This window comes from Pseudomonas sp. H1_D05 (assembly GCF_054682705.1).
Window position 1 is genome coordinate 408,912 of record NZ_CP162825.1, and the last position, 22,048, is coordinate 430,959.

10 protein-coding genes are annotated in these 22,048 nt (G+C 58.0%); 6 read left to right on the forward strand and 4 right to left on the reverse strand.

The genetic code is table 11. From position 1 onward, the window contains the following. Positions 1–34 precede the first annotated feature (34 nt). The 6 genes from AB4O11_RS01955 to AB4O11_RS01980 are packed head-to-tail and all read left to right on the forward strand — an operon-like array spanning position 35 to position 6,754. Entirely contained in the window at positions 35–760 is a 726-nt protein-coding gene (locus tag AB4O11_RS01955) for an RDD family protein (protein WP_460092050.1), read from the forward strand. Next, positions 757–1,734, forward strand: a complete 978-nt coding sequence (locus AB4O11_RS01960) for a stage II sporulation protein M (protein ID WP_460092052.1) — start codon at positions 757–759, stop codon at positions 1,732–1,734. The genes AB4O11_RS01955 and AB4O11_RS01960 overlap by 4 nt, the downstream gene beginning before the upstream one ends. Further along, positions 1,721–3,268, forward strand: coding sequence for a DUF4129 domain-containing protein (locus AB4O11_RS01965; RefSeq protein WP_257355988.1), 1,548 nt, complete (start codon positions 1,721–1,723; stop codon positions 3,266–3,268). The genes AB4O11_RS01960 and AB4O11_RS01965 overlap by 14 nt, the downstream gene beginning before the upstream one ends. Then, positions 3,265–4,428 carry a DUF4350 domain-containing protein gene (locus AB4O11_RS01970; protein ID WP_460129969.1) on the forward strand — a complete coding sequence of 388 codons (1,164 nt, stop codon included), beginning with the start codon at positions 3,265–3,267 and terminating at the stop codon, positions 4,426–4,428. The genes AB4O11_RS01965 and AB4O11_RS01970 overlap by 4 nt, the downstream gene beginning before the upstream one ends. Beyond that, positions 4,425–5,426 carry an AAA family ATPase gene (locus tag AB4O11_RS01975; protein ID WP_095048231.1) on the forward strand — a complete coding sequence of 334 codons (1,002 nt, stop codon included), beginning with the start codon at positions 4,425–4,427 and terminating at the stop codon, positions 5,424–5,426. Before AB4O11_RS01970 ends, AB4O11_RS01975 begins: the two co-directional genes overlap by 4 nt. Beyond that, the gene (locus AB4O11_RS01980) at positions 5,423–6,754 is read left to right on the forward strand and encodes a DUF58 domain-containing protein (RefSeq protein WP_460129971.1); all 1,332 of its coding nucleotides are present in this window, start codon (positions 5,423–5,425) and stop codon (positions 6,752–6,754) included. The genes AB4O11_RS01975 and AB4O11_RS01980 overlap by 4 nt, the downstream gene beginning before the upstream one ends. On the opposite strand, the gene AB4O11_RS01985 is transcribed toward AB4O11_RS01980, so the two are convergent. From AB4O11_RS01985 to AB4O11_RS02000, 4 genes are all read right to left on the reverse strand, one after another. Further along, positions 6,755–10,795, reverse strand: coding sequence for an Ig-like domain-containing protein (locus tag AB4O11_RS01985; RefSeq protein ID WP_460129973.1), 4,041 nt, complete (start codon positions 10,793–10,795; stop codon positions 6,755–6,757). Next, positions 10,788–14,894, reverse strand: a complete 4,107-nt coding sequence (locus tag AB4O11_RS01990) for a Tc toxin subunit A-related protein (protein ID WP_460129975.1) — start codon at positions 14,892–14,894, stop codon at positions 10,788–10,790. Before AB4O11_RS01990 ends, AB4O11_RS01985 begins: the two co-directional genes overlap by 8 nt. Continuing rightward, positions 14,891–18,490 carry a Tc toxin subunit A gene (locus AB4O11_RS01995; RefSeq protein WP_460129977.1) on the reverse strand — a complete coding sequence of 1,200 codons (3,600 nt, stop codon included), beginning with the start codon at positions 18,488–18,490 and terminating at the stop codon, positions 14,891–14,893. Before AB4O11_RS01995 ends, AB4O11_RS01990 begins: the two co-directional genes overlap by 4 nt. Positions 18,491–18,782: 292 nt before the next feature. Beyond that, complete coding sequence (locus AB4O11_RS02000; RefSeq protein WP_460129979.1) at positions 18,783–21,920, reverse strand: hypothetical protein; 3,138 nt, start codon at positions 21,918–21,920, stop codon at positions 18,783–18,785. Positions 21,921–22,048 lie beyond the last annotated feature (128 nt).

Sequence of the window (22,048 nt, forward strand, 5' to 3'; positions counted from 1 at the left end):
CTTGCACCCCGAACAGGCGAACACCGGGTAGCCCATGCTCGAGACCACAGCACCGCCAAGGAAAGCACCGCTGGCCCCGCCGCTGGATACGCGGCATCAGGTCGAAACGCCGGAAGGCATCGACCTGCCGTTGCGTCCCGCCGGGTTAATGGTGCGTGCCGTAGCCTTTGCGATCGATCTGGCCCTGCGCGGCGTGATCATGGGGGTGCTGTTCATCGCCCTGGCGTTTCTCGGCAAGCTCGGCATCGGCCTCGGCTCGCTACTGCTGTTTGCGATCAGTTGGTGGTACATGGTGCTGTTCGAAGTGCTGCGTCAGGGCCGCTCGCCGGGTAAACAATGGATGGGGTTGCGCGTGGTGCACGATGACGGCACCCCGGTTGGCTGGTCGGCCTCGTTGCTGCGCAATCTGCTGCGTTTTGTCGATCTGCTGCCCTTCGGCTACTTCCTCGGCACCCTCAGTTGCCTGCAACACCCGACCTTCAAACGCCTTGGCGACATCGCCGCCGGCACATTGGTGGTCTACAGCGAACGCCCGCTCAGTCGTCCGCAACTGCCTGAAGCCGAACCTCGACGCTCACCGGTGCCCCTGACACTCGCCGAACAACGCGCCGTGCTGGGCTTTGCCGAGCGCCAAAGAGAATTATCGCCTGCACGGGTCAATGAACTGGCAGCCCTGCTCGCCCAGCCATTGCACATTTCTGCGCCCAAGGCTGTGGCTGAACTCAATGGCATCGCTCGCGGCTTGTTGGGTCCGACATGAAGCAAAGTCTTTTCGAAACGCGGCACAAGGCCGAATGGGAGCGTTTTGCGCTAGCCCTTGAACGCCTTGAGCGCGGCAAGGAGACCTCGCAAGTCGCCGGTTTCCCCAAAGCCTACCGCCGGCTTTGCCAGCATCTGGCGTTGGCGCAGGATCGCGGCTACAGCAGTTTCCTCATTGATTCGCTGCAACAACAAGTGCTGCGCGGACATCAACAGCTTTACCGTCACCGCAGTCGACTCGGCGCCAATCTGCTGAGTTTCATCCTCGCCGACTTCCCCCGCCTGGTCCGTGCCGAATGGCCGTTTGTGCTGGTCGCCAGCCTGCTGTTCTTCGGCAGTCTGATCGGCGTCGGCGTGTTGGTGTATGTATTTCCCGAACTGGTCTACAACCTGATCCCTGCCGATCAGGTGCGCGAGATGCAAGGCATGTACGACCCGGTCGCCGGCCACCTCGGACGCCCCGCCGAACGTGCGGCCAGCGAAGACTGGGTAATGTTCGGTTACTACGTGATGCACAACATCGGCATTGCCTTTCAGACTTTCGCCAGTGGCTTGTTGCTAGGCGTCGGCAGTGCGTTCTTTCTGTTCTACAACGGCATGGTCATCGGCGCGGTCGCCGGGCATCTCAGCGAGATCGGTTTCGGCCAGACTTTCTGGTCATTCGTCATCGCCCACGGCGCCTTTGAACTCAGCGCCATCGCCCTCGCCGGGGCCGCCGGCCTGGAACTCGGCTGGGCGTTGATCGCACCCGGGCGGCTGACCCGCAGCGAAGCGCTGAAACGCGCCGCACGCAAAAGCGTGTTGCTGGTCTGCGGGGTGATGTTGTTCCTGTTGATTGCCGCGTTTATCGAAGCTTATTGGTCGTCGAAAACCAGCGTCACACCACTGACCAAGTATCTGGTCGGCGCCGGGCTTTGGACGTTGGTCGCGGTCTATCTGTTGTTCGCCGGAAGGACCCGCCATGCGCCTGAGTGACGCCACCGTGGTGATCCGCCCGCGCACGACCTGGGAAGCCATGGACCTCGGCGTGCTGATGAGCCAGCAACATCGGCGTCTGCTGATGACCAGTTGGGCGATCGTCACCCTGCCGCTGTTCGCTTTGCTCAGCCTGTTGCTATGGGACTCGCCGTCGCTGGCGGTGTTTATCTTCTGGTGGCTGAAACCGGCGTACGAACGTCTGCCGCTGTACATCCTGTCGAAAGCGCTGTTTGGCGAAACGCCGACACTCAAGCAAGCTCTGCGCGAATGGCCGCGCCTGCTCAAACCGCAACTGCTGGCCAGCCTGACTTGGCGCCGCCTGAGTTTCAGCCGCAGTTTTCTGCTGCCGGTGGTGCAACTCGAAGGCCTCGATGGCAGCGCCAGGCAACAACGCTTGCACGTGCTCCTGCAACGCAACGCTGGCGCCGCGCAGTGGCTGACCATCATTGGCGTGCACCTGGAATCCGCGCTGTGGATCGGCTTGATGGTGCTGTTCTATATGTTGCTTCCGGAGCAAATCGAAACGGATTGGAGCTGGCAGTCACTGATTCTCGCGGCGGATCAAGACTGGCACTGGCTCGAACACCTGACCAATGCTTTCTACGCGCTGGTGCTGGTGGTGTGGGAGCCGATCTATGTCGCCTGCGGGTTCAGCCTTTATCTGAACCGGCGCACACAACTGGAAGCATGGGATATCGAACTGGTGTTTCGCCGCTTGCGACAGCGCCTGAACAACGGTGTATTGGGAGTGCTGCTGGCGGTCTTTCTGGTGCTGCCGAATGTGCCTTCGGCGTGGGCGGCCGAGCCTGATGACAGTCCGCAGGCACCGCGTTTGTTGAATCAACCACTCACCAGCCAGGCCTCACGGGACAGCATCAAGGCATTGCTTGAACAGCCGCCGTTCAAGAACAAGGAAGTCGTCACCCGCTATCGCTTTGGCGACGACCCGGCGAAACCTGCCGAAGCGCAGAAGCCGGGTGAAGCGCCACAGTGGCTGAAAACCCTGCTGGACTGGCTCGACGGGCAACACTTGAATGGACTGGCGAAGATTATTGAAGTGCTGTTGTGGGGCACGGTGATTGCTGCGTTCGGCTGGCTGATCTGGCGTTATCGCGACTATCTCCAAGCGTTCGTCAGCCGCCGTCCGAGACTGCCTGCCAAACCGAAACGCGCGCTGCCGCAACAAGCCTTCGGTCTGGACTTGAACCGCGACACCTTGCCTGACGACATTGCAGGCAGCGCCGAACACCTCTGGCAAAGCCAACCCCGTGCAGCGCTGGGCCTGCTGTATCGAGGGCTGCTCAGCCATCTGCTCGACGACTTCGACATGACCCTGAAACCCGCCGATACCGAACTTCAGGTACTCGCGCACGTTGAACAATTGCAACGCCCGGAACTACTCGCCTTCAGCCGCAGCCTGACCACCCATTGGCAGAACATGGCCTATGGGCATCGCGTCCCGGCAGCTTCCCTGAAGCAGGAGCTGTGCGATGGCTGGCGCGCCTTGTTTGGTCCCGGAGCCGCCCGTTGAGTCGCCGGACACTGTGGTGGGTGGCTGCGTTGATAGCCCTGTTAATCGGCACGCTGAGCGTGTTCCTCTACCTCAACGCCACGCCTTATCAGGAAGAAGTCGATCACGGCCCCTCGCCCGCCGCGCAAGCCAATCCGTATCTGGCCGCCGAGCTGTTTTTACGTGAACGCGGGCTCAACGTCAGCCATGCCGAAAGCCTCGCGGTACTCCCGGAAATTGACCCACGCAGCCACACGTTGCTGTTGTTCAACGACCGCTCACGCATGACCCCGCGTCAGGTTGACCAAGTGTTGAACTGGACCCGGGCCGGTGGGCGACTGGTGTTCGTCGCCGAGTCGCTGTGGGATGAGCAGAGCAAACAAAGCAACGATCTGTTGCTCGATCGCGTGCAACTGCATCAATCCCTGAGCAAGGATCTGAAAGACTTACCCGCAGACACTGAACCAGAGCGCTTCCCGCAACTGACCAGACTTTATCTGGAAGACGAAGACGCACCGGCCTACGCTGGCTTCGACACCGACTTCCACCTCGACGACCCGCAGAATCTGGCGCAAGCCTGGGCCAACAGCGCCAAGGCCACGCACATGATGCAGTTGCCCTACAGCCTGGGCACGATCACCGTGGTCACCGACGCCGAGTTGTGGAAGAACAAGACCATCAGCCAATACGACAACGCCTGGCTGCTCTGGTATTTGAGCGCCGACACCGACGTCACGTTGATCTACAACACCGAGCACGATGGCCTGCTGACCTTGCTCTGGCGCTACTTCCCGCAAGCCATCGTCGCTTTGCTCGCGTTGATCGGCCTGTGGCTCTGGCACGTCGGCGTACGTCACGGCCCACTGCAATTACCCGCCCCGAGTGGACGCCGGCAATTGCAGGAACACCTGCGCGCCAGCGCCGATTTCCTGTTGCGCCACAACGGCCAGCAGGCGTTGCTGCAAGCACTGCAACAGGACGTTCTGCGCCGTGCCCGTCGCCGTCACCCCGGCTTTGACCAATTGAACGTTGCCGAACAGTGGCTGGCATTGTCACGCCTGACCCGACAACCCACCCGCGCCATCAGCCAGGCCCTGAGCCCGGTGCCGGATCGGCGCCTGTCCAACGCCGATTTCTGCCGCCAGGTCGCCCACCTGCAAACTTTGAGGAACACGCTATGACTGAACAGATCGAGCCCGGCAGCGCCAGCCACGCCGCCCAGCAACGCCAGCGTGCCAGCCAGTTGGCGCAAGCAGTACGTGGCGAATTGCAAAAAGCGTTGATCGGCCAGAACCAGGTGATCGATGACGTGCTGACGGCGCTTATCGCCGGCGGTCACGTGCTGCTCGAAGGCGTGCCGGGACTGGGCAAAACCCTGCTGGTGCGCGCATTGGCCCGTTGTTTCGGCGGCGAGTTTGCGCGGATTCAATTCACCCCGGACCTGATGCCCAGCGACGTCACCGGCCATGCCGTGTACGACCTGCAAACCGAGCAGTTCAAGCTGCGCAAAGGCCCGCTGTTCACCAATCTGCTGCTGGCCGACGAGATCAACCGCGCCCCGGCGAAAACCCAGGCCGCCTTGCTCGAAGCGATGCAGGAGCGCCAGGTCACGCTCGAGGGTCGCGCCCTGCCGATCGCGCAACCGTTCATGGTCCTCGCCACGCAGAACCCGATCGAACAGGAAGGCACTTATCCCCTGCCGGAAGCCGAGCTCGACCGGTTCATGCTCAAGGTGCGCATGGACTACCCCGACGCCGATCAGGAGCTGAACATGGTGCGCCAGGTCTGCCGCTCGACCCGCGCCGACATGCTCGATGTGCAACCGCTGCGCACCGTGTTGCAGGCCAAGGATGTGCAAGCCCTGCAACGGATTGCCAGTGATTTGCCACTGGACGATCAGGTTCTCGATTACGCCGTGCGCCTGGCGCGCGCCACGCGCACCTGGCCGGGGCTGACCCTCGGCGCCGGGCCGCGCGCCTCGATTGCTCTGGTGCGTTGCGCCCGTGCCCGCGCCTTGTTGCGTGGCGGCGAGTTCGTGATTCCCGACGACATCAAGGGCTGCGCGCTGGCCGTGCTGCGCCACCGCGTACGCATCGCGCCGGAGCTGGACATCGAAGGCCTGCAGGTCGATCAAGTGCTCGCACAATTACTCGACCAAGTTCCGGCGCCGCGCCTGTGAAACCCTCGCGCCTGCTGTTGATCTGGCTGGCCTTGCTGCTGCTCATCGGCATTGTGCTGGGCACGTTGCGCGCACTGCTGATCGACACTCCGGCGAGCCTGATATCGATCAACTGGGGTTTGCTGCTCGCGCTGCTGGCTCTGGCGGCGCTGGATGCGTTGCGTCTGCACCGTTTGCCAACACCGCGCATCACCCGGCAGATGCCCGGCAGTCTGGCGCTCGGCCGATGGAGTGAGGTGCGCCCGGAAGTCGAACACGACTTCAGCGAGCCGATGCACATTCGACTCTTCGACCACCCGCCAGAAGGCCTGAGCTTCGAAAACCTGCCGCTGTCGATTGAATTGCAACCCGGCCAGCGCAGCCTGCTCGGCTACCGTCTGCGCCCACTGAAACGCGGACATTTCAGCTTCGCCCACTGCGAAGTCAACCTGCCCAGCCCCTTGGGATTATGGTCAGGCAAACGCTTGCTCAGGGTCAGCGACCAGACCCGCGTCTACCCCGACTTCGCCCGGCTCTACGGCGGTGAGTTGCTGGCGGTGGACAATTGGCTCAGCCAGCTCGGCGTGCGCCAACGGCAACGGCGCGGTCAGGGCCTGGAATTCCATCAATTGCGCGAGTTTCGAGAAGGCGACAGCCTGCGCCAGATCGACTGGAAAGCCACCGCGCGCCAGCGCTCACCGATTGCCCGTGAATATCAGGACGAGCGCGATCAGCAGATCATATTCCTGCTCGACTGTGGCCGACGCATGCGCAGCCAGGACGATGAACTGTCGCACTTCGACCACGCGCTCAATGCCTGCCTGTTGCTCAGTTATGTAGCCTTGCGTCAGGGCGATGCGGTGGGTTTGAGTACCTTCGCTAGCGAACACCCACGCCATCTCGCGCCGGTCAAAGGCAGCGGCCAATTGAACGTGCTGCTCAACACGGTTTATGACCTCGACAGCACGCAGCGCCCTGCCGATTATCAGGCCGCCGCCAATCAACTGCTGACGCGACAGAAGCGCCGGGCCTTGGTGGTGCTGGTAACCAACCTGCGCGATGAGGACGATGAGGAACTGCTGAGCGCGGTCAAACGCCTGAGCGCACAACATCGGGTGTTGGTGGCCAGTCTGCGCGAAGAAGCGCTGGACACGTTACGCCAGACCACGGTGCAAACGCTGCCCGAAGCGCTGGCTTACTGCGGCACGGTGAGTTACCTGAATGAGCGGGCAGAACTCCATGAGCGGTTGAGCGCTCATGGCGTTCCGGTGGTGGATGTCCGGCCCGCAGAACTGGGGGCCGAACTGGTGACGCGGTATCTCAGTTGGAAAAGAAGTGCGGCGCTTTGATCATCTCTCGATCCGCACGTGCACAGATCCGCTGCTCGAGGTACCGTCAGGATTCTCGACTTTGACGTCAAGGGAAACGGTTTCCGACAGATCCATCACCCTCCAAGAGGTTTCGTATTTACCGTTGCCATTTGTACTGTAATCAATGAATGGCCTGCCGTTAATGGAGACAAGAATTTTCCTTTTCGGCATCGGTTCTCCAGAAGCCTTGTCTACGATCAACGCAGTCATGGTTACCCAGTCGTTCACGAAAGCCGGATTCGGCGCAGCGACGACGGACTTCACAACTGCAGGGCGTTCAGTGACAGTCAACCGCAGCGTTTCCACATCCCAGCCAGCCAAGCCGCCCTTTACCGACGCCCACAACGCTGCCTCACCTGCAGTGCCCAAGACAAAGCGCACCGTTGCCATCCCATCGGTACCCGTCAGTGTTGCCGGTAAAGATGTGTTGTTGTATTCCCACATCACTTCGACATTAGCCAAAGGCTCGCCGGTATTGGCTGAAACCACCAAAGCCTGAGCTGAAATTTCTTGCCCCGGATAACCGGTCAGATCATCGCTGAACAGTTCCTTGATCTGTCGAGGTTCATGCAGGAAATACGGCAACGAAATCGATTCCGAATACTGCGTGTCCCCCACCGTCGCGGTCAGTTGCGCCGCTCCGGGCGCCTTGGGCACAAAGCGGATCCGCGCCTCGCCATAGAAGTTGGTGGTCGTCGTCACCTCGCCAAGATCCGCACTGCGCCAGACAACGTTCATCCCCGCCATCGGCCTGCCACTGATGGCCGAAACAACGGTGATCTGCTCGGACACAGCCTCGCCCCAGTACAGCGTCTCGCTAACCCGCGAACGCTCGGCGATTTTCACCACTTGGGCGCCTTCGCCCACCGACATTGCATTGACAGGTGACCATCGAGCCAGGCTTTCGCAGGCCAGAAACAAGCCGAAACTGCCGTTACGCTGGTCATCGACCATGAAGGAATCGGTGAATCCCGCCTCGCGGCTGAAAACTCTTGGCAAACCGAGTACGGGCTGAGTAAAACGAATGCCGAGTGCCTCAGGCCCTGCGCCGACCATACCCAACGTCAACTTTCGACCGGACAAGAAGGTGTCTTGCGGGGCAGTTACATCGATTCTATGGGTCAGTTTGCGACGCGCAAAACCAGTGTCCTGGCCGAAAGGCTGTGCAGGTCCGTTGTCCATACTGAACTGCAATCGAGCCCACGGATCGTCGGCCAGCGAACAGATCTCCATCGATCGTGTATCTGTAGCATTGTCATACGGACTGGTGACCGACACTTCAACCATTGCCGATCCGCCTGTGGTTGCCCCATACGCAAAGCCTGCCCAGCCATCGTCAGCAGTCACATGTTCTTCAGAATGACCATCCACCTTCCACTGCGTTGGCACTTGAACCATGGCAGCTTCCGAGAAATCCGAACGTACTTTCGCCCACATCCATGCTGGGTCCTGACCCACGATCGGGAAAACGGCAGACTCACGTACGGTTTCAATGCTGAGTTTGTTGTGGCCCAAGTGCATTCTGGTGACATCAATCGCGCCAGCCCCAGTCAAGAATCGTAGACCGAACTCCCCGGCCCCACGGCTAGCTGAACAATCCAGTGTCCAGGTCATGCCACTTTCATCAATATAATTGGTGCTTTTCTCTGGAGGATTACGCACGATTCCCAGCTCTTCCGCCGTGCTGCCGTACCAGTTCAGTTCCATGTGAATACCCACCATTGGGCTCAACGCATTCGTTCTGAAAATATATCGGTGCACAGCGCCAATGCAGGGATACAGCGACTGACCTTTGTCGGTGCGCATTTGATCCAGAACGAGCGTGAACTCATCGTAAATATCCGGTGATATCAAGCGACCGAGCAACTCCCGATCCTCAAGTGAATCGGTCAACAACCGGAGTCCGAACATACTGCTGCGGCTCGTTATGAACTCAGAGCTCAGGGTCCAGATCAGCGGTTCATCTGCCCGCAATACCCTGGGCTCGCCAAGTTCACTCACCACCAGCCCGATGCCTGGGTCGTCAATGCCCCATGCCAACGTGATTTCCTGGCCGATAAGAGGACTGTCGGCAAGCGCCGTGACCTGCAGGGAATGGGATTGGCCTCGTCGGCAGAAAAGCCCCCAAACATTGTCGATGTAGCCGCGATCAAACGTGATGTTGACTTTGTCTTTCCATGAACTCCTGGCAATCGCGGTCACGCTAAATTCGCACTCATGCGACTCGGCCGATTCATGCGCTCGCACCGCCGCGGTGATCGCATGAATCCCGTGTTCTCTGGTGTAAAACTTCAGGCTCCCCCAACCACCGCTTCCCGTTTGGCTCTGCACGACGCTTTCGGCCATTTGCCACTCGACCAGCGCACCGATCACCGGTTCGCCGTCGCCCTGATCAGTAACATGCACCACTTGCAAGCGCAGGTACGCACTTTCGTGTTCCTCCACCACCGGACTATTCTCGGCCTGACGCACCTCTTTGATCCTGATCCTGTTGCGCGCCAGCGACATACGTTTTCTGGGCGACGGCAACAACAGCTTCGAGCAGACCAGTGACAACTCGAATATCCCGTCGCGCCGGTCTTCGCAGTTCAGCGTCCAGGATGCAGTGCCCCCTCCATCGATCGGCATGGGCACCGATGTTTCCAGTGGCGGACTGACCACGACACCCAGTTGCCCAGGCTTGTCACCGTGCCAATGCAGATAGAAGTCGCTGCCTCGCAGACGACTGTTGGCCGCCAGCATTACATCAATGAAATGGGTAGAACCCCGGTTCGGATAACTGTTATCAATCCAGTCCCTGATTTCGTTGTTTTCACGGACAGTCAACCGTGCCCACGGATCCTCGCCCAGTACCAGTACGTCAAACGTCTGAGTCCACACACCCTGCTCGTAATAAAGGCTGACCACAGAGGCTTCAATAACGAAGTCCCCTGCTGCCTTCGCCTCATAATCGAAGTAAGCCCAACCTTGTTCATCAGTAACGGTGGCCGCCAACACCCCGTGCTCGGCGGTCGCCCAGTTCACCGTAAGCCCGGCAAATGGCTGGCCGGTGTAATACGACGCTACTTGCACACCCAAACGGACACTTTGCTCAATCAACGGGTAGTAAGCGGCCTCGACCACCTCACGAAAAATCAGTCGATGATGCCCCAGCGATACGGGGATCTCGTAGGCCTGCGCGGTGTAACGGTTGCGCAAGCTCAGGGTGAATTCGTAGTCCTGATCATCGATTAACGGGCAATCGAGCGTCCATGGCACATCCAGCGATTGCGGGGTGTCCCAAGCAGGCGTCGCGACAATCGCGCCCTGCGGGTTATTGTCGATGCTCAATGCAACCGGGGTGCCGTCCCAAGGGTTATCCGGCACAGGTACAAAACCGAGTACGTGGGGTGTGATCAATGCGTCGCTGCCAAAAGCTCCGCCCCTGCTGGCGCCCTGACACAGGTACATTTTGCGCAAGGGCGGGAACGACATGCCGTCCAGCTCAACTTCCTGCAACTCAAGTGGCGCGAGTTTCAACTCGACTTTGACGCGCGTAACCCAGAGTTCGCCAAATGGACTTGAAGACTCTGTCGAGCTGTATATTTCGATGCGCAGCGGCTTTGAGCTTGAGATGTCCGATGTCAGTTCCACTTCATGCAGGGTCGGACTGAAACGCCTCTCTGGCCCTGATCCGAAACCCTCGCGCTGTTGTGCCTGATCAGGTTTACCCACGGGTTTGAGTTCGATGCGGTAATGCTCGATTTCTCCCTGAGAAATCCTCACCCAGCCTGATTGGCTGAAACTGCTTTCCCAAAGAAAACTCAGCCAATAAGCACCATTGCTATCAGGATCTCTGGGAAGTGTGACGTCCTGCGTGACACCCGCGCCCTTCGGCGCTTTGATGTGCTTGACAGGCGTGTTGTCGTAATACGCCAGGCCTATGGCAACCGCCCCCGTTTTTGCCCAACAATCGAACCTTTCTTCGAAATCACCGTTGCACACCAGGTTTTCATTCACCTGAACGATAGGATTATTCATGACTGCGCACTCCCTTGCCCTTGCCGGCCAGGCCCTCTTGTGCTGCATTGACCAACTCCTTCACCGAATCGGTAAACGACTGATCTCCGCTCTTGCACGTGTAGCGAATGCGCAAAATGAAATCGTTCATCGAGCGCAGCGTGGCCTCCTGCGGCGGTTCTTTATGCCATGGCCATTTCAGCTCCCAGGCGGACACCACACCGGTATTTTCAAATGGATAGAGCAAACCTTCGTCTGGCTTCGCCGCCTCCATGCCGTTGTCGGCAATACCCACCGACAGGGCGATCTGCTGGCCCGGACGCAAGTTGAACAGCACATCAGAAGGGGCCACTACCCCAGGACCAGGATTGTGCAAGTACTGCACTGACTGCACCGAAGCCCGGCTGGCGGTCATGCTGCCGACCTGCAGCAAGGTCGCGCGCACGTCCTCGAAAGGCCCCGTCAGCACTGGCAAGTCGACTTCCACCGAACTGATCTGCCGGCAGAAATGTCCCGGATAGTCCCGATCGAACAGCAGTTGGGTGAGTTTGAATTCCAGCGAGCCGTTCGTCTGCAATTGCGCCAATGCAGCCTCCCAACTACCAACGCCCTGAGGGTCAGTTGCGTCATTGAACAGGCGACGCAACGAGATGGTTTTCACCAGTTCCAGACGCCGCTCGGTGCGTTGCAAGTACTCACGTTCCATACGCAGCAGGTACGCGCGCAGATGCTCGCCAGCAGTCAAACCGTGGCGTTGATCCTGCCAGACCTGCGGCAAGGGAATATGTGAGTCGTAATCGCCGGTTTCGGCGCTCATCGCCGCTTGTGCGCTAAGGCACAGACTGACTACTGCGTCGTAAGCCTGATAGTGCAAGGCCTTGAGCTGGCCCAGCATCCAGCCGAACAATTCGGCATTGGTCGCGCGTTTTTTCAGATAGTTGTACATCGTCAACGCCTGAGCGTTAGCTCGTAGCGTTTGCGCGAGGTTGGTTCTGGCCGCATCAATCGCATGGTTCTGCGCGACGATTTGCGCATCGATGGCCGCAATTTCTGCCAGCGCCTGATCGCGTTGCAGCCCCCATTCATTGCGGCGACGGCGATAGCCTTCGGTGGTAGCTTGCTTGTCGGCATCGATTTGCAGCATCGACGAAGCTATCTCCAGGCCAAAGCAGATGGCATCGGTAACTTTGTCGATACGAAACCCGCCGTTCGCCATACCGAAGATATTGGGCGCGGCCGCCAAGGCCGCGCCTACCGGTTTGAGGATTTTGGCAGTCAGCGCCAGCTCTTTGGACTGGTCCAGGTTTGCCATGACCTGATATTCGACAGCCGACACGTTTTCGTCATAGCGAGCTGCGTAAGCAGCAGCCCGTTCCCGAGCCACTGTCCGGCTCTGCTCAAGCGCCGTCATGCTCGCCTCCAACTGAGCGATGGATTGCTCCTGCATGGTTTTGGCGTAGTTACCCAACTCCACCAGATGGTTTTGCTGCAGCTCTTCCTGCTCGGCACGATCACGCCGCTCAAGCAGATTGAGTACCTGGCTGCCGTAATCCTGCAAGGCCTGCACCGCACGCAAGGCAACCTCGAAGATCGTGCGCCAGCGAAACGCAATCACCACCAGCCGTCCGCCCATCGGTCTGGCGCCACCGACACCACCTGCGGCCAGAGCGCGCAGCAATTGGTTCGGGTCAGTCGGTGGGTTGAACAACGGCAGGAGCATGGGCTTGCCATCAATGGTCAAATTGTTGCGCAAGTTGTTCATGCGGTACTGCGGCTCGTTGAACCGCGCGAGCAACTCATCATTGATGGGTGCCCTGAACGGCGGACACCCCAACATGCCCAGCATGGGAGCCGTATCGGAGCCGCCCGGAACATCTGCCAGGCTGTAATTCAATGTCTGCTCGAAAGCTTCCAGTGCCGTACGCGTGCAACTTTGGGCCAGAAGGTTCTCCAGCGTCGCGGTCTGCCACAAGTTCACCGTTTGAGTCAGAGGCGGTTTGCCCATCAATGATCCCGCTTGTACATAGCACAGCTTTGCCGCCACCAGGCTTTCGCGGGTCAGTTGGCGGTAATGCCAGTCCCCCCAGGCCATGAGGTTCTTCACATATTCGATGAACATCAGCAGCCTCAAATGCACAGGCGCCGAATATCCAATCGCATCCGGGTCGGCGGGCGCTGCGGCTTCACAACCGGCATGCCCCAGATCGTTGATCAAGGGGCGGCAGCGCCAGAAACGTGGTTTCTCGGGTACCGAGTTGCTATCGGCAGGGGCCCGGGGATCGAAAATGAAATGCAACCACGTCTGGGCTTCGGCAAACCGCTCTTCATCACGCAAGCGTGTCGCGATCAAATGCGGCAGATGGAAAAACAGCTCCCAGAAAAACAGCCCGTTGGCACCGTCGAAAGCGCCGTTGCGCTCCTCGAAATCAACATTGGTGGGCGGCGGCTCTGGCAGATGCTGGGAGTCCAAATTAATCAGCGTCGCTGGAGAGGCAGTGGAGCGCGTGACCAACTCGGGGCCGAACAGCGAATTGAGCCGAACGTAGCGCAACGCCCAGTCATCACCGAGTTGAAAGTCGAGGAACTGGGCGGCATCCGTGGTGTTTTTAAGCAGCGTTGGCGCGCGGAAATACGGAAGATCGACAATCGTCAGGGCAAACTGTTTACCGCCAAAGCCGTCAGTATCGTTCTTTAGAGTGAACCTGACGTTGCTCCACATCCCCTTTGGTCGAGTGAAGGTACCCAAAAAATTCATTGTCCAACCGCCGGCTGTCGACACCGCACGCGTCACCGGCGCTGGGTCGCCATTGGCGGGATTTTCCAACTGCAAGGTAAAGTTTGTATTCTGCTCTGACAAACCTGTGGGCCGGCAAAAACCCTCAACCGTCAGCACATCATTATTACCCGATCGCATGGCGAAGACGTTCAGCCCCAGAAAAGCTGCCATGGAGCCTGACGGTGACTCACTTGGGACCACAGTAACCTCAAGACCCAAGGGGTGCTGAACCGTCAAGGCAGAAACAAATCGCTCATTCTTGGCCAGCTCCAGCCAGGTACCACCGTCTTCAACAACGGGGCGCATCAGCACATCGATGATCGCAGTCTCGTTCAAGGCAGCTGTGCCGGTTTTATCATTGTCCAGCAATACCCCGAGCTTGCCTTTGGGATTCTGAGAGTCGACCCACACGGTTGCAATCAGCCAGGCACCCGCAGAAAGATCCTCATCAAACTCGCCATGGTGTAAATTCAAAGGCGCCGACCACTGGCCGTTCTGCCTCATGAAGGCCACATTGATATCCAGCTGATGGGGCACGAATCGGGATCTGTCGTCCTTTGAGGGATCCGCGGGGACGGCTTTGATGATCTCGCCGACCTTGTCCCGCCACTCCGCCCAGACCAGACACAGCCGGCCATTCCAGACCACCGGACGCATGTCCAGCACCCGCCCGGCAGGTTGAATATCCACCGCTTTCCATTCACTCCACGCCGCCGGGTTGACGGCCACACACGTGGGCGTGATCTCGATTTGCGCCTTGCGCCAGAAGTACTGGAACGGCGGCACCCGCTGACGCCCGACAAAGTAATAATCGGCGCGCTCCGGGGTCGTGCCGTCCATGTAGCCACTGACAACATCCAGATCGCAGATCTGTTCGAAGGCTTGCAAGTAATCCTGTAGCGCGGCTTGAACCGAATCGCTGTTCAAACGGGCCTGGTTGAGGTTGTTTTCAAGGGCCTTGAACAGATCCGTCTTACGCTGACGGACGAACGGATTGATGTAGTTTTCCGGGTAGAGCGCGATCATCTGCACTGCGGCCCAGTCCGAGTAGTTGTTGTACAGCGCCCAGTTTTCCAGCTGCTCAGAGGGAAACTCGTGGTTTTCGAAACCGGGCTCCATTTTGTTGTACACCGCACTGATATATTGCTGCGCACAACTGATCGCTTCGGCAACCCCCGACGTCTGCACACGAGCACTGTCCAACGGGTCGATGCGCAGCAATTCGAACACGTCCTCCGGGGTCCGCAAAGGCGGGTAACGCTCCGCCTTTACTTGCCCGATGCAATACTCAAGCAACGCGGTACGACGTTTTTCCTGCAACAGGCCAATGTTGTTCGATGTCATGATCCTTGCTCCGTGGAAGAGGTTCCCGAGTCACTGGCGGAAGGCGTTGACGCTTGTTCAAGCGAGTGGCTGCGGCCTTGCGTCACCCCAAACCTGATGGGTTCGAAGAGTGTCCCCAAGCCGCTTGCCAGGCTGCGTATACCGACTTCGAATTCACCGCTGAAATCGCTGGTGATATAAACCGTGGTTTGACCTTGCTGATTGGTGAAACCCTGTGCCGGACGGATCGTTGGCCTTTCTTCGGGATCTGTTTCTACCTCCCAGGCCCAGTCCACCAGCATGTTGGCCCCAAGGTTTCCGTACTGGTCCACCATCGTGGCGTAGAGTGTGATTTCCTGACCAAGCGGCACGACCTCCGTTGGCACCGGAGACATAAGCCCGGTCGGGAAATTCATGCTCTCGGCGTGGGCGATGACGTCGATGCTCACTGCCCACTCAGGCTCGAGCAGGCTCAGGGAAAAATAAAGGCTGTCCGTGCCCAGGACTGTGCCCGGAAAATACTCAGCCGTGAGGACTCCGTCGGGATCGGTGATGCCTGATCTGATGGTCCCTAGCTCGGAGTGCCAATCAACAGCGATGCCTTTCAACGCTGCGCCTCGGGCGTCGGTGAGCGTCATCGTAATGATCGCTTTCTCATCTTTTTTACTAGCGAAGACTTCCGTCGGTTCTACTGCGCAAGTCATCCTGACCAACTGCTTCAGTTCGCCCGGTGCTTGCACGACAGGCACACGCGTCTGGGTCTGACTGAGCAAAGCCAGTTCAGCTGCCTGGGCATAGGCCTCGCTGGCATCGGTTGTCTCCGGCAAGGTACCGATCCGCAAAATGGTCCGGGCATCCATACCGGTCTGCATCGACAACTGGTAAACGCGTATCAGCAGATCCAGTTGTTCCAGGGTTTTCAACACTTGGGTTTCAGGATCGATATGGCGAACACATTCGCTGACTTCCTGCGCGCTCCAGGCAAAGAATTCAGCCAGTTTGATGGCTGCTGCCTGCTGCACCACCCGCAATGCATCCTCGCTGGGTCGGGCAGGAAGCGAATGGACCTGACGCAGATAGTCCAGCAATTTCTGTTCCGGCTGTGCACTCATGCTGAACGCGCGGGTCAGCGTGGTCATCGCGTAAAGTACGCGCACCGAGAACACATATTTTTGAGAGGGATCGATGATGATGATGCTTTGGTCGACCCACGCCTCATATCCATAATCCAGATAATCCCGGAGCAGGGCCGCACTCAAACCCAGCATTGAAACGACTTCGGCGCGCTGGCGCACAACAGCCAGCAATTCGAGTAAAGGATCTGAAGGTTCGTCGCGCCTGCGCTGCGTCGCTGGCGGTTCGAGGTCAGTGCGGTCATACACTTGGCGCAACAGTTGGTACACCGAAGCATCGACCCAGTTCAGCACCAGAACGGCCAATTCGCCCTCGATGCCGGCGTAGACTGCCAGCGACTCCCTGACCAGCGACACTTGAGCGTCTCTGGCCTGCAGAAGAACGGTGAGCATGATCTCGGCCAAGACGCTGACCTGGGCTTCCTCAATGTCCAGGCCGTTCCTGACGGCCCATTCGAGCTTCTCGCGGGCAAAGGCCGAATAATCCTCCGGCGTCATGGCAGTGGCCAGTATCAGGCCATTGGCATCGACAACCGGCGCCAGCTCCTCACTGTCAATCGACAGTAAATCCAGCCAGTCGCTTTCTCCGGCCGGCGGAATACCGGCTACGAGAAAAGAATTATTGGATAACCGCGCGCTGGGCAGGAGGGTGCCGATCTTGTCGAAGAACTGCTGGTCCTGCTGGGAGAAATCGCTCAGACGCAGTGGTGCACTCACGTGCTGCAACATCCACAGCACCGACATGTTGCTTTGCTCGCACCATTGCACGCAGGCCTGCATGGCTTCGATCAGGCTCAGCACACCCGGATCGCCAGACGTGACGTCAATGCGGCTGTCATCAACCGCCACGTCGACAATACGCGGCTTGCCAGCCAGCCCTTTGAGCCAGGTTTCTCCCCCCAGCACACTGAGCATCAACACGCCTTCGACCGGCGTGATATTCAACAGCCGGGGCAGTTTTACCAAACGGTAAAAACTGGAGATGACCGCCGAACTGCGCACCAGATTATCGGTAAGATCATGAGCCTGGGCTATGGCCAGCGCCAGGTAGTGGTAAGTCTGAAGATCGATCCCCAAACCACTGCATAGCTGGCTGACCGTCAGATTGTCTTGGTCTGATGTCGGTATCAGCGCAAACGGTGTGCCGTCGAGTCTCAGCGGCTCGCGATAATTGTCCTGATTGTTGAAGACCTGATCGAACTGCGACAGGGCATCACCGCGACCGTACAGTGACAGTTCATCGAGAAACACGGCGAAATCCGCTGCCGTGCAGTTGTAGCGTTCACGCAGTCGCTGAAACAGACCCAATGCATGGATCACGTTGACCGAAATCGCCCACACCTCAGGCTTTTCGGCTCCACGCGCTTGCGCCCTGATTGCTGCCACCAACAGAGCGTCAGTCTGCTCAGGGGACAGATTCAGCCATTTGTCCAGGCGCAACTTGCGGTTGAGTCGATCAAATGTATTCAAGCCTCTTGGGGTATTGGGATTAACGATTATCCGATGAAAATTTTTCCCTGACTGCGTGGTGATACCGATAGCGGGGTGAGCATTATCATTGATGTAAACCGAGCCGGATCGGCCGCCTTCCGGGACATCGGGCTCACTGGAGTATTTCACATTGGCCGAACGTCGCGGCGCGTAGTCCCCGACCGAAAAAAGACTTGTAATCTCCTCGGCAACAAGATTCGTACGTTGAGCCAGATAAAATATCTGATTGAGATTCAGATACTCAGTGTCTTCTGTGCCAAAGTTCTCCAGATAGAACTGATGCATATCTTCGGGATATGTGTATTCCTCAGTAAGCAGCCGCTGCTGGTAAGGGCCCAGCCGAGAGGCATGCGCCAGAGCAGCAGCGGCAAGCCTGGTCAGGGGCGCGGAGTGCAAGAAGTTGGGGAATTTGCCGTCAACGATGTTGGCAAAATCCCCCACTGATCGTCCGCTGAAACCCGCAACCCCATCAACCGTGACCCAATGCTGGTAATACGGCAGACCGTTGGGATAGCGTGCTGTGATCAATGCCTGTTCAATTGGAACCACCGTGTTCGCAGCGATGAACGCCTGTAGCACGCGTACGATCACGTCGACTGATGACTCCGGCGCGTTCACCGCTTTACTGTCGACCGTCAACGTCATCAAATCCGTGCGACGCTCATGCAACGGCAGCTTGCTGTCGTCACCAACGGATTCGATCAAGTCGCGAATCAAGCGATACAAGAAGACCAGATACGCCGAAGGCCCGAACATGGACTCCAGAGAATCCGAGGGGCACTTGGCTCTCAATTGCAGATCGAATATTCGCTCCAGTTGCGGCCCGTCATCAACGAGCGACATCAAACCACTGGACGGTCCTGTCGACCCGGCGTTGTCCCTCTTCACAGGATGTTCAATAAACCGACGCCGCACATAGCTCGCCAGGCTGTTGGCCCGGCGCAAAAAGCGTCGCGCCTCTTCCTGCTCAAGTCCGTACTCGCCGACCAGCAACGGAATACCCTTTTCGACCAGTGGGAAAAACGATCCCCCCCTCCTCAACGTAACTCCAGAGTTTCGAAAGCCGGTTTTGCGCAGTGGACGTTTGCTGACCAAACAGCTGAATGAACAACTGCGCAGCGGGACGGAGTGAATCAGCCATGGTCACATTCCTTGAGTCGATAACGGGCCCGGTCCGCCTGACTGTCTTGTCAGGCGGACCTAGCTTTCCATAAGGATTTAGCGCTTGAACGCAGCAGCCGCCAACTGTCAGAAGTGACAGGTTTAATGCCCGTTCATCGGAAATTTACAAGCGTGATTTATCCGTCGGTGCTGATTCGATTTCAAACCGCTCACTGGCGATCCAGTCGGAACCCAGCGGATCGCTATCGCTTGGTTGCAGCTTGAAACGGCACCAGTTGCCACCCAACGGTAGCGCTTGGTCAGACAGGCCTTGCCAGTCAGAGTCGACCTGAATCGACGCTGCCCATGTCTTGTCCGGGTTGAACGGGTCGACCAGAACACCGACACCTTGACGGCCCGTGCCGGCAAACAGCACCGGGTTGCTGACCCAGCGTCCCGGCGCGGGTATCTCAATGGTGGGCAGATAAGTTGCCAGCTGAACCGTGCGTTTCGCGCTATCGGATTCAAACCCTTCGTAAGCCGCCACAACTTCCAGCTCATGATTGCCTTCGTTTTGCCCAGGCTTCAGCGTTACCGACCACGTCCGGTTTTCCCGCACCTCGGCGCTTGCCTGGTCGCTACCCAGCGTCACGGTCACGGTGTCGCCGGGCGTCGCGAAACCCGACACCACGACCCGTCGGCCGACATGGTCATCGGCAGTCGGGGTTTCGATAAACGGAGCCGCCGGCACGACCTTGTAACGCAAACGCTCATTGGGCTGAGAGCGTTGTGGAGTGCCATTGTGGACGAAGGTTTGAAAAGCCCAGATGGTTGTGATTCCCACCGGCAAACTCACTTCGGCTTCCCAGTTGTCTGACGCGTTCACCTCAATATCCGTCAGCAGTGGCTCAGTAGCGCCTTCCAGCCAGACCTCCACCCGCGCGCCAGGTCGGCCAGTGCCAGCAATCTTCGAGGTGCGCGGCGCTTTCCCGCCAGGGATCGGCGTCGTGAATCGAGGCGGCGGCACCACCACCTTGAGTTCGTGCACAGCGCTGTTGGTCGACTCTTGCCCGTTAAGTATCTGTTGCGCGTGGAGGAAGTAAGGCCTCAGCTCCAGATCGCGTAGTTCGATCGACCATTTCCCCTCCTCAAGCAATTCGAGCGGAGCACCCAGCGCTCTTCCCATCTGGCTGTCATGCAATTGCATCATCGCGCCCTGCATGCCGTTATCACCTTCAATGGTGACGTCGTACCCCACTTCTGTGCCGGATACCGGCGCGACGATGAGCGGTTGCAACATGACTCTGTGGACAGTGAAGGTTTTCGATGCCGGCACTGAAGGGAGATCGACAACGATCTGGGTAACGGTGACGCGGTGGAGGACTCCAGGTTCAAATGCTTTGGTTCGCTGAAATGCCCAGCGCTCACCCTGCACATCCGCTTCGTAGTCCAAGCCGTCGTCGCTGAACCGGAGCTTTACCACCGCTCCAGACCAACAAGTGCCACTGAAAATCGGCTCCAGCCCCTCCCCGGAAGGATCATCCAGGCCTGGCGCCAGCGGTGGAATCGTGACGTCCAGGATGAAAGGACGTTGCGAAGGATGATTTCCCAGATGCTGTGTAATGCGCACTTCCCGCGTTTTGGTTGGCCCCCACTCCACCAATGCCGGAGTCGACCATTGGCCATTCGCGACCACTACACTTCGTGCAGCCTCGGTTGTATCGGGAAACCTGAGCGAGACGGTGGCGCCTGTGTAACCTTTGCCGCTGAAGACGGGTAGATACTCCTCGGTGTAGCTCGCCTCGGTGATATCCGGCATGTCGTTGTGGACTTTGAACTCGAGAGGCTGCGATTCGATCCAGCCATTGGCGTTGTCGGCGATCTTTTGAATCACCGTCACATCGTAGCTGCCCAGAGGCCAGACAACGGGGGCAGTTTCCCACTGGCCTTGGGCATTGACGCGGACGTTGGGAGGCAAAGGCAGCGAGCCGTCGCTGGCAGAGAACTGGATTTCGGTCCTGAGGTTTTGATCGAAATGGCCGTTGCCGGAGAACTTCACAGTCGTATCAGGGAGAAAGACGACCTCAGGTATTTCCAGTTGTGGAGGGCGGATCCGGAAAGCACGCGGCTCGCCGCGACCGGAAGGGACGTTTTGAAAAACCTGTTCAGCCACCAGGCTGACCGGCCCCGGCGGCAACTCGGCGACAGACACGCTCCAACTACCGTTAACGTTCGACACCCTGCCCACTCCCACCAGGGAAGTTGTCAGGTCCAGGTACACTACAATCGTTGCATCGCGCAGACCGTTATCGCCCTCAAGAACAAATGACTGATCTTGCGCAAATACAGGTTTCGGGATGCGCGGCCAACCAACAACCATAAAGGTACTGGGATCGGTGTAACCAACCCCAATAGCGAGGTGCTGATATTTGACTTTTACGCTCAATTCACCGCTGTTGATATCCGACATCACCCTAGGCATCTCCCACAACACCGTCGTCGTTTCAAGCGGATCACTCAAAATTACAGAGTGGTTATCTGCCCTGACAATCTGAAGAGTCAAGCCAGGATGCCCAGTACCTTTAAACAATAACGTCCCCGCCCCCACGGTCTCATTGACAGAGGGTGAAGTCAGCTTTGGCACAGTGAGATTAAGGATCCTTTTGGTCTTCCCGTCTCTAGAATGATTTTGAGCATTGTGACTAACGGATTGCCGAATAAAGACGTTTATATAGCCGATAGGTAAATTCTGGGAAACATTGACTCTCCAGTTCCCACCGCCAGAAAATTTCTGACCGATAACAGTAGTATCGTCTCCATCGACGAGTACCGGAACGCATTCGCCAAGCTCACCACCCGACCCGCTCAACACGGTTCCTTGAATATTTTCAGCTATAGGTTCGGAAGTAATGAAATAATTTCGAGTGGTGTAGTCTGAAAACTCGGATCCATACCTCCATCGAATACTCAGTTGAGCGATCCCAGACAAAGTTGAAGAAATCTCCCAATCATGAAACCCCTCAGCGTTAAACCATTCACCGGACAATTCATACGCCCATTCATTAACAACATGGACATATATCCAGACTTGATGAACCCCATCAACCATCGGCAATATAAAACGCAAATTGAATGACTTCTCGACCCAAGCAAGGTTATCCGGTTTAACGACCTGTACCGTATCCGGCTTACGGAGTTCATGGCCACCCGATTCGATATTCCCAGCGTTAGATAATGAACCCGCGTCTGACACTGACGGCCGGAGTTCATCCTTTTTAAACTCTGGCTTGTGTCCGATATCCTTTTCTTCGTCAGATGTCATCTGTCGCGCTCCACAGTCGGCAGTCATTTTCCAAAAAATGACGATTGCTCAGACTACGGCTGCTCTCACAATGCGGGCACCTGTAAAACCTGACAGTCCCGACCAACGGTAATTCTTCCAAAAGCGGC

What these genes read in the sequence shown, in the direction of transcription:
- AB4O11_RS01985 (WP_460129973.1), bottom strand. Translation starts at nt 10,795, where the DNA reads ATGAATAATCCTATCGTTCAGGTGAATGAAAACCTGGTGTGCAACGGT.
- AB4O11_RS01975 (WP_095048231.1), top strand. Translation starts at nt 4,425, where the DNA reads ATGACTGAACAGATCGAGCCCGGCAGCGCCAGCCACGCCGCCCAGCAA.
- AB4O11_RS01955 (WP_460092050.1), top strand. Translation starts at nt 35, where the DNA reads ATGCTCGAGACCACAGCACCGCCAAGGAAAGCACCGCTGGCCCCGCCG.
- AB4O11_RS01960 (WP_460092052.1), top strand. Translation starts at nt 757, where the DNA reads ATGAAGCAAAGTCTTTTCGAAACGCGGCACAAGGCCGAATGGGAGCGT.
- AB4O11_RS02000 (WP_460129979.1), bottom strand. Translation starts at nt 21,920, where the DNA reads ATGACATCTGACGAAGAAAAGGATATCGGACACAAGCCAGAGTTTAAA.
- AB4O11_RS01965 (WP_257355988.1), top strand. Translation starts at nt 1,721, where the DNA reads ATGCGCCTGAGTGACGCCACCGTGGTGATCCGCCCGCGCACGACCTGG.
- AB4O11_RS01990 (WP_460129975.1), bottom strand. Translation starts at nt 14,894, where the DNA reads ATGACATCGAACAACATTGGCCTGTTGCAGGAAAAACGTCGTACCGCG.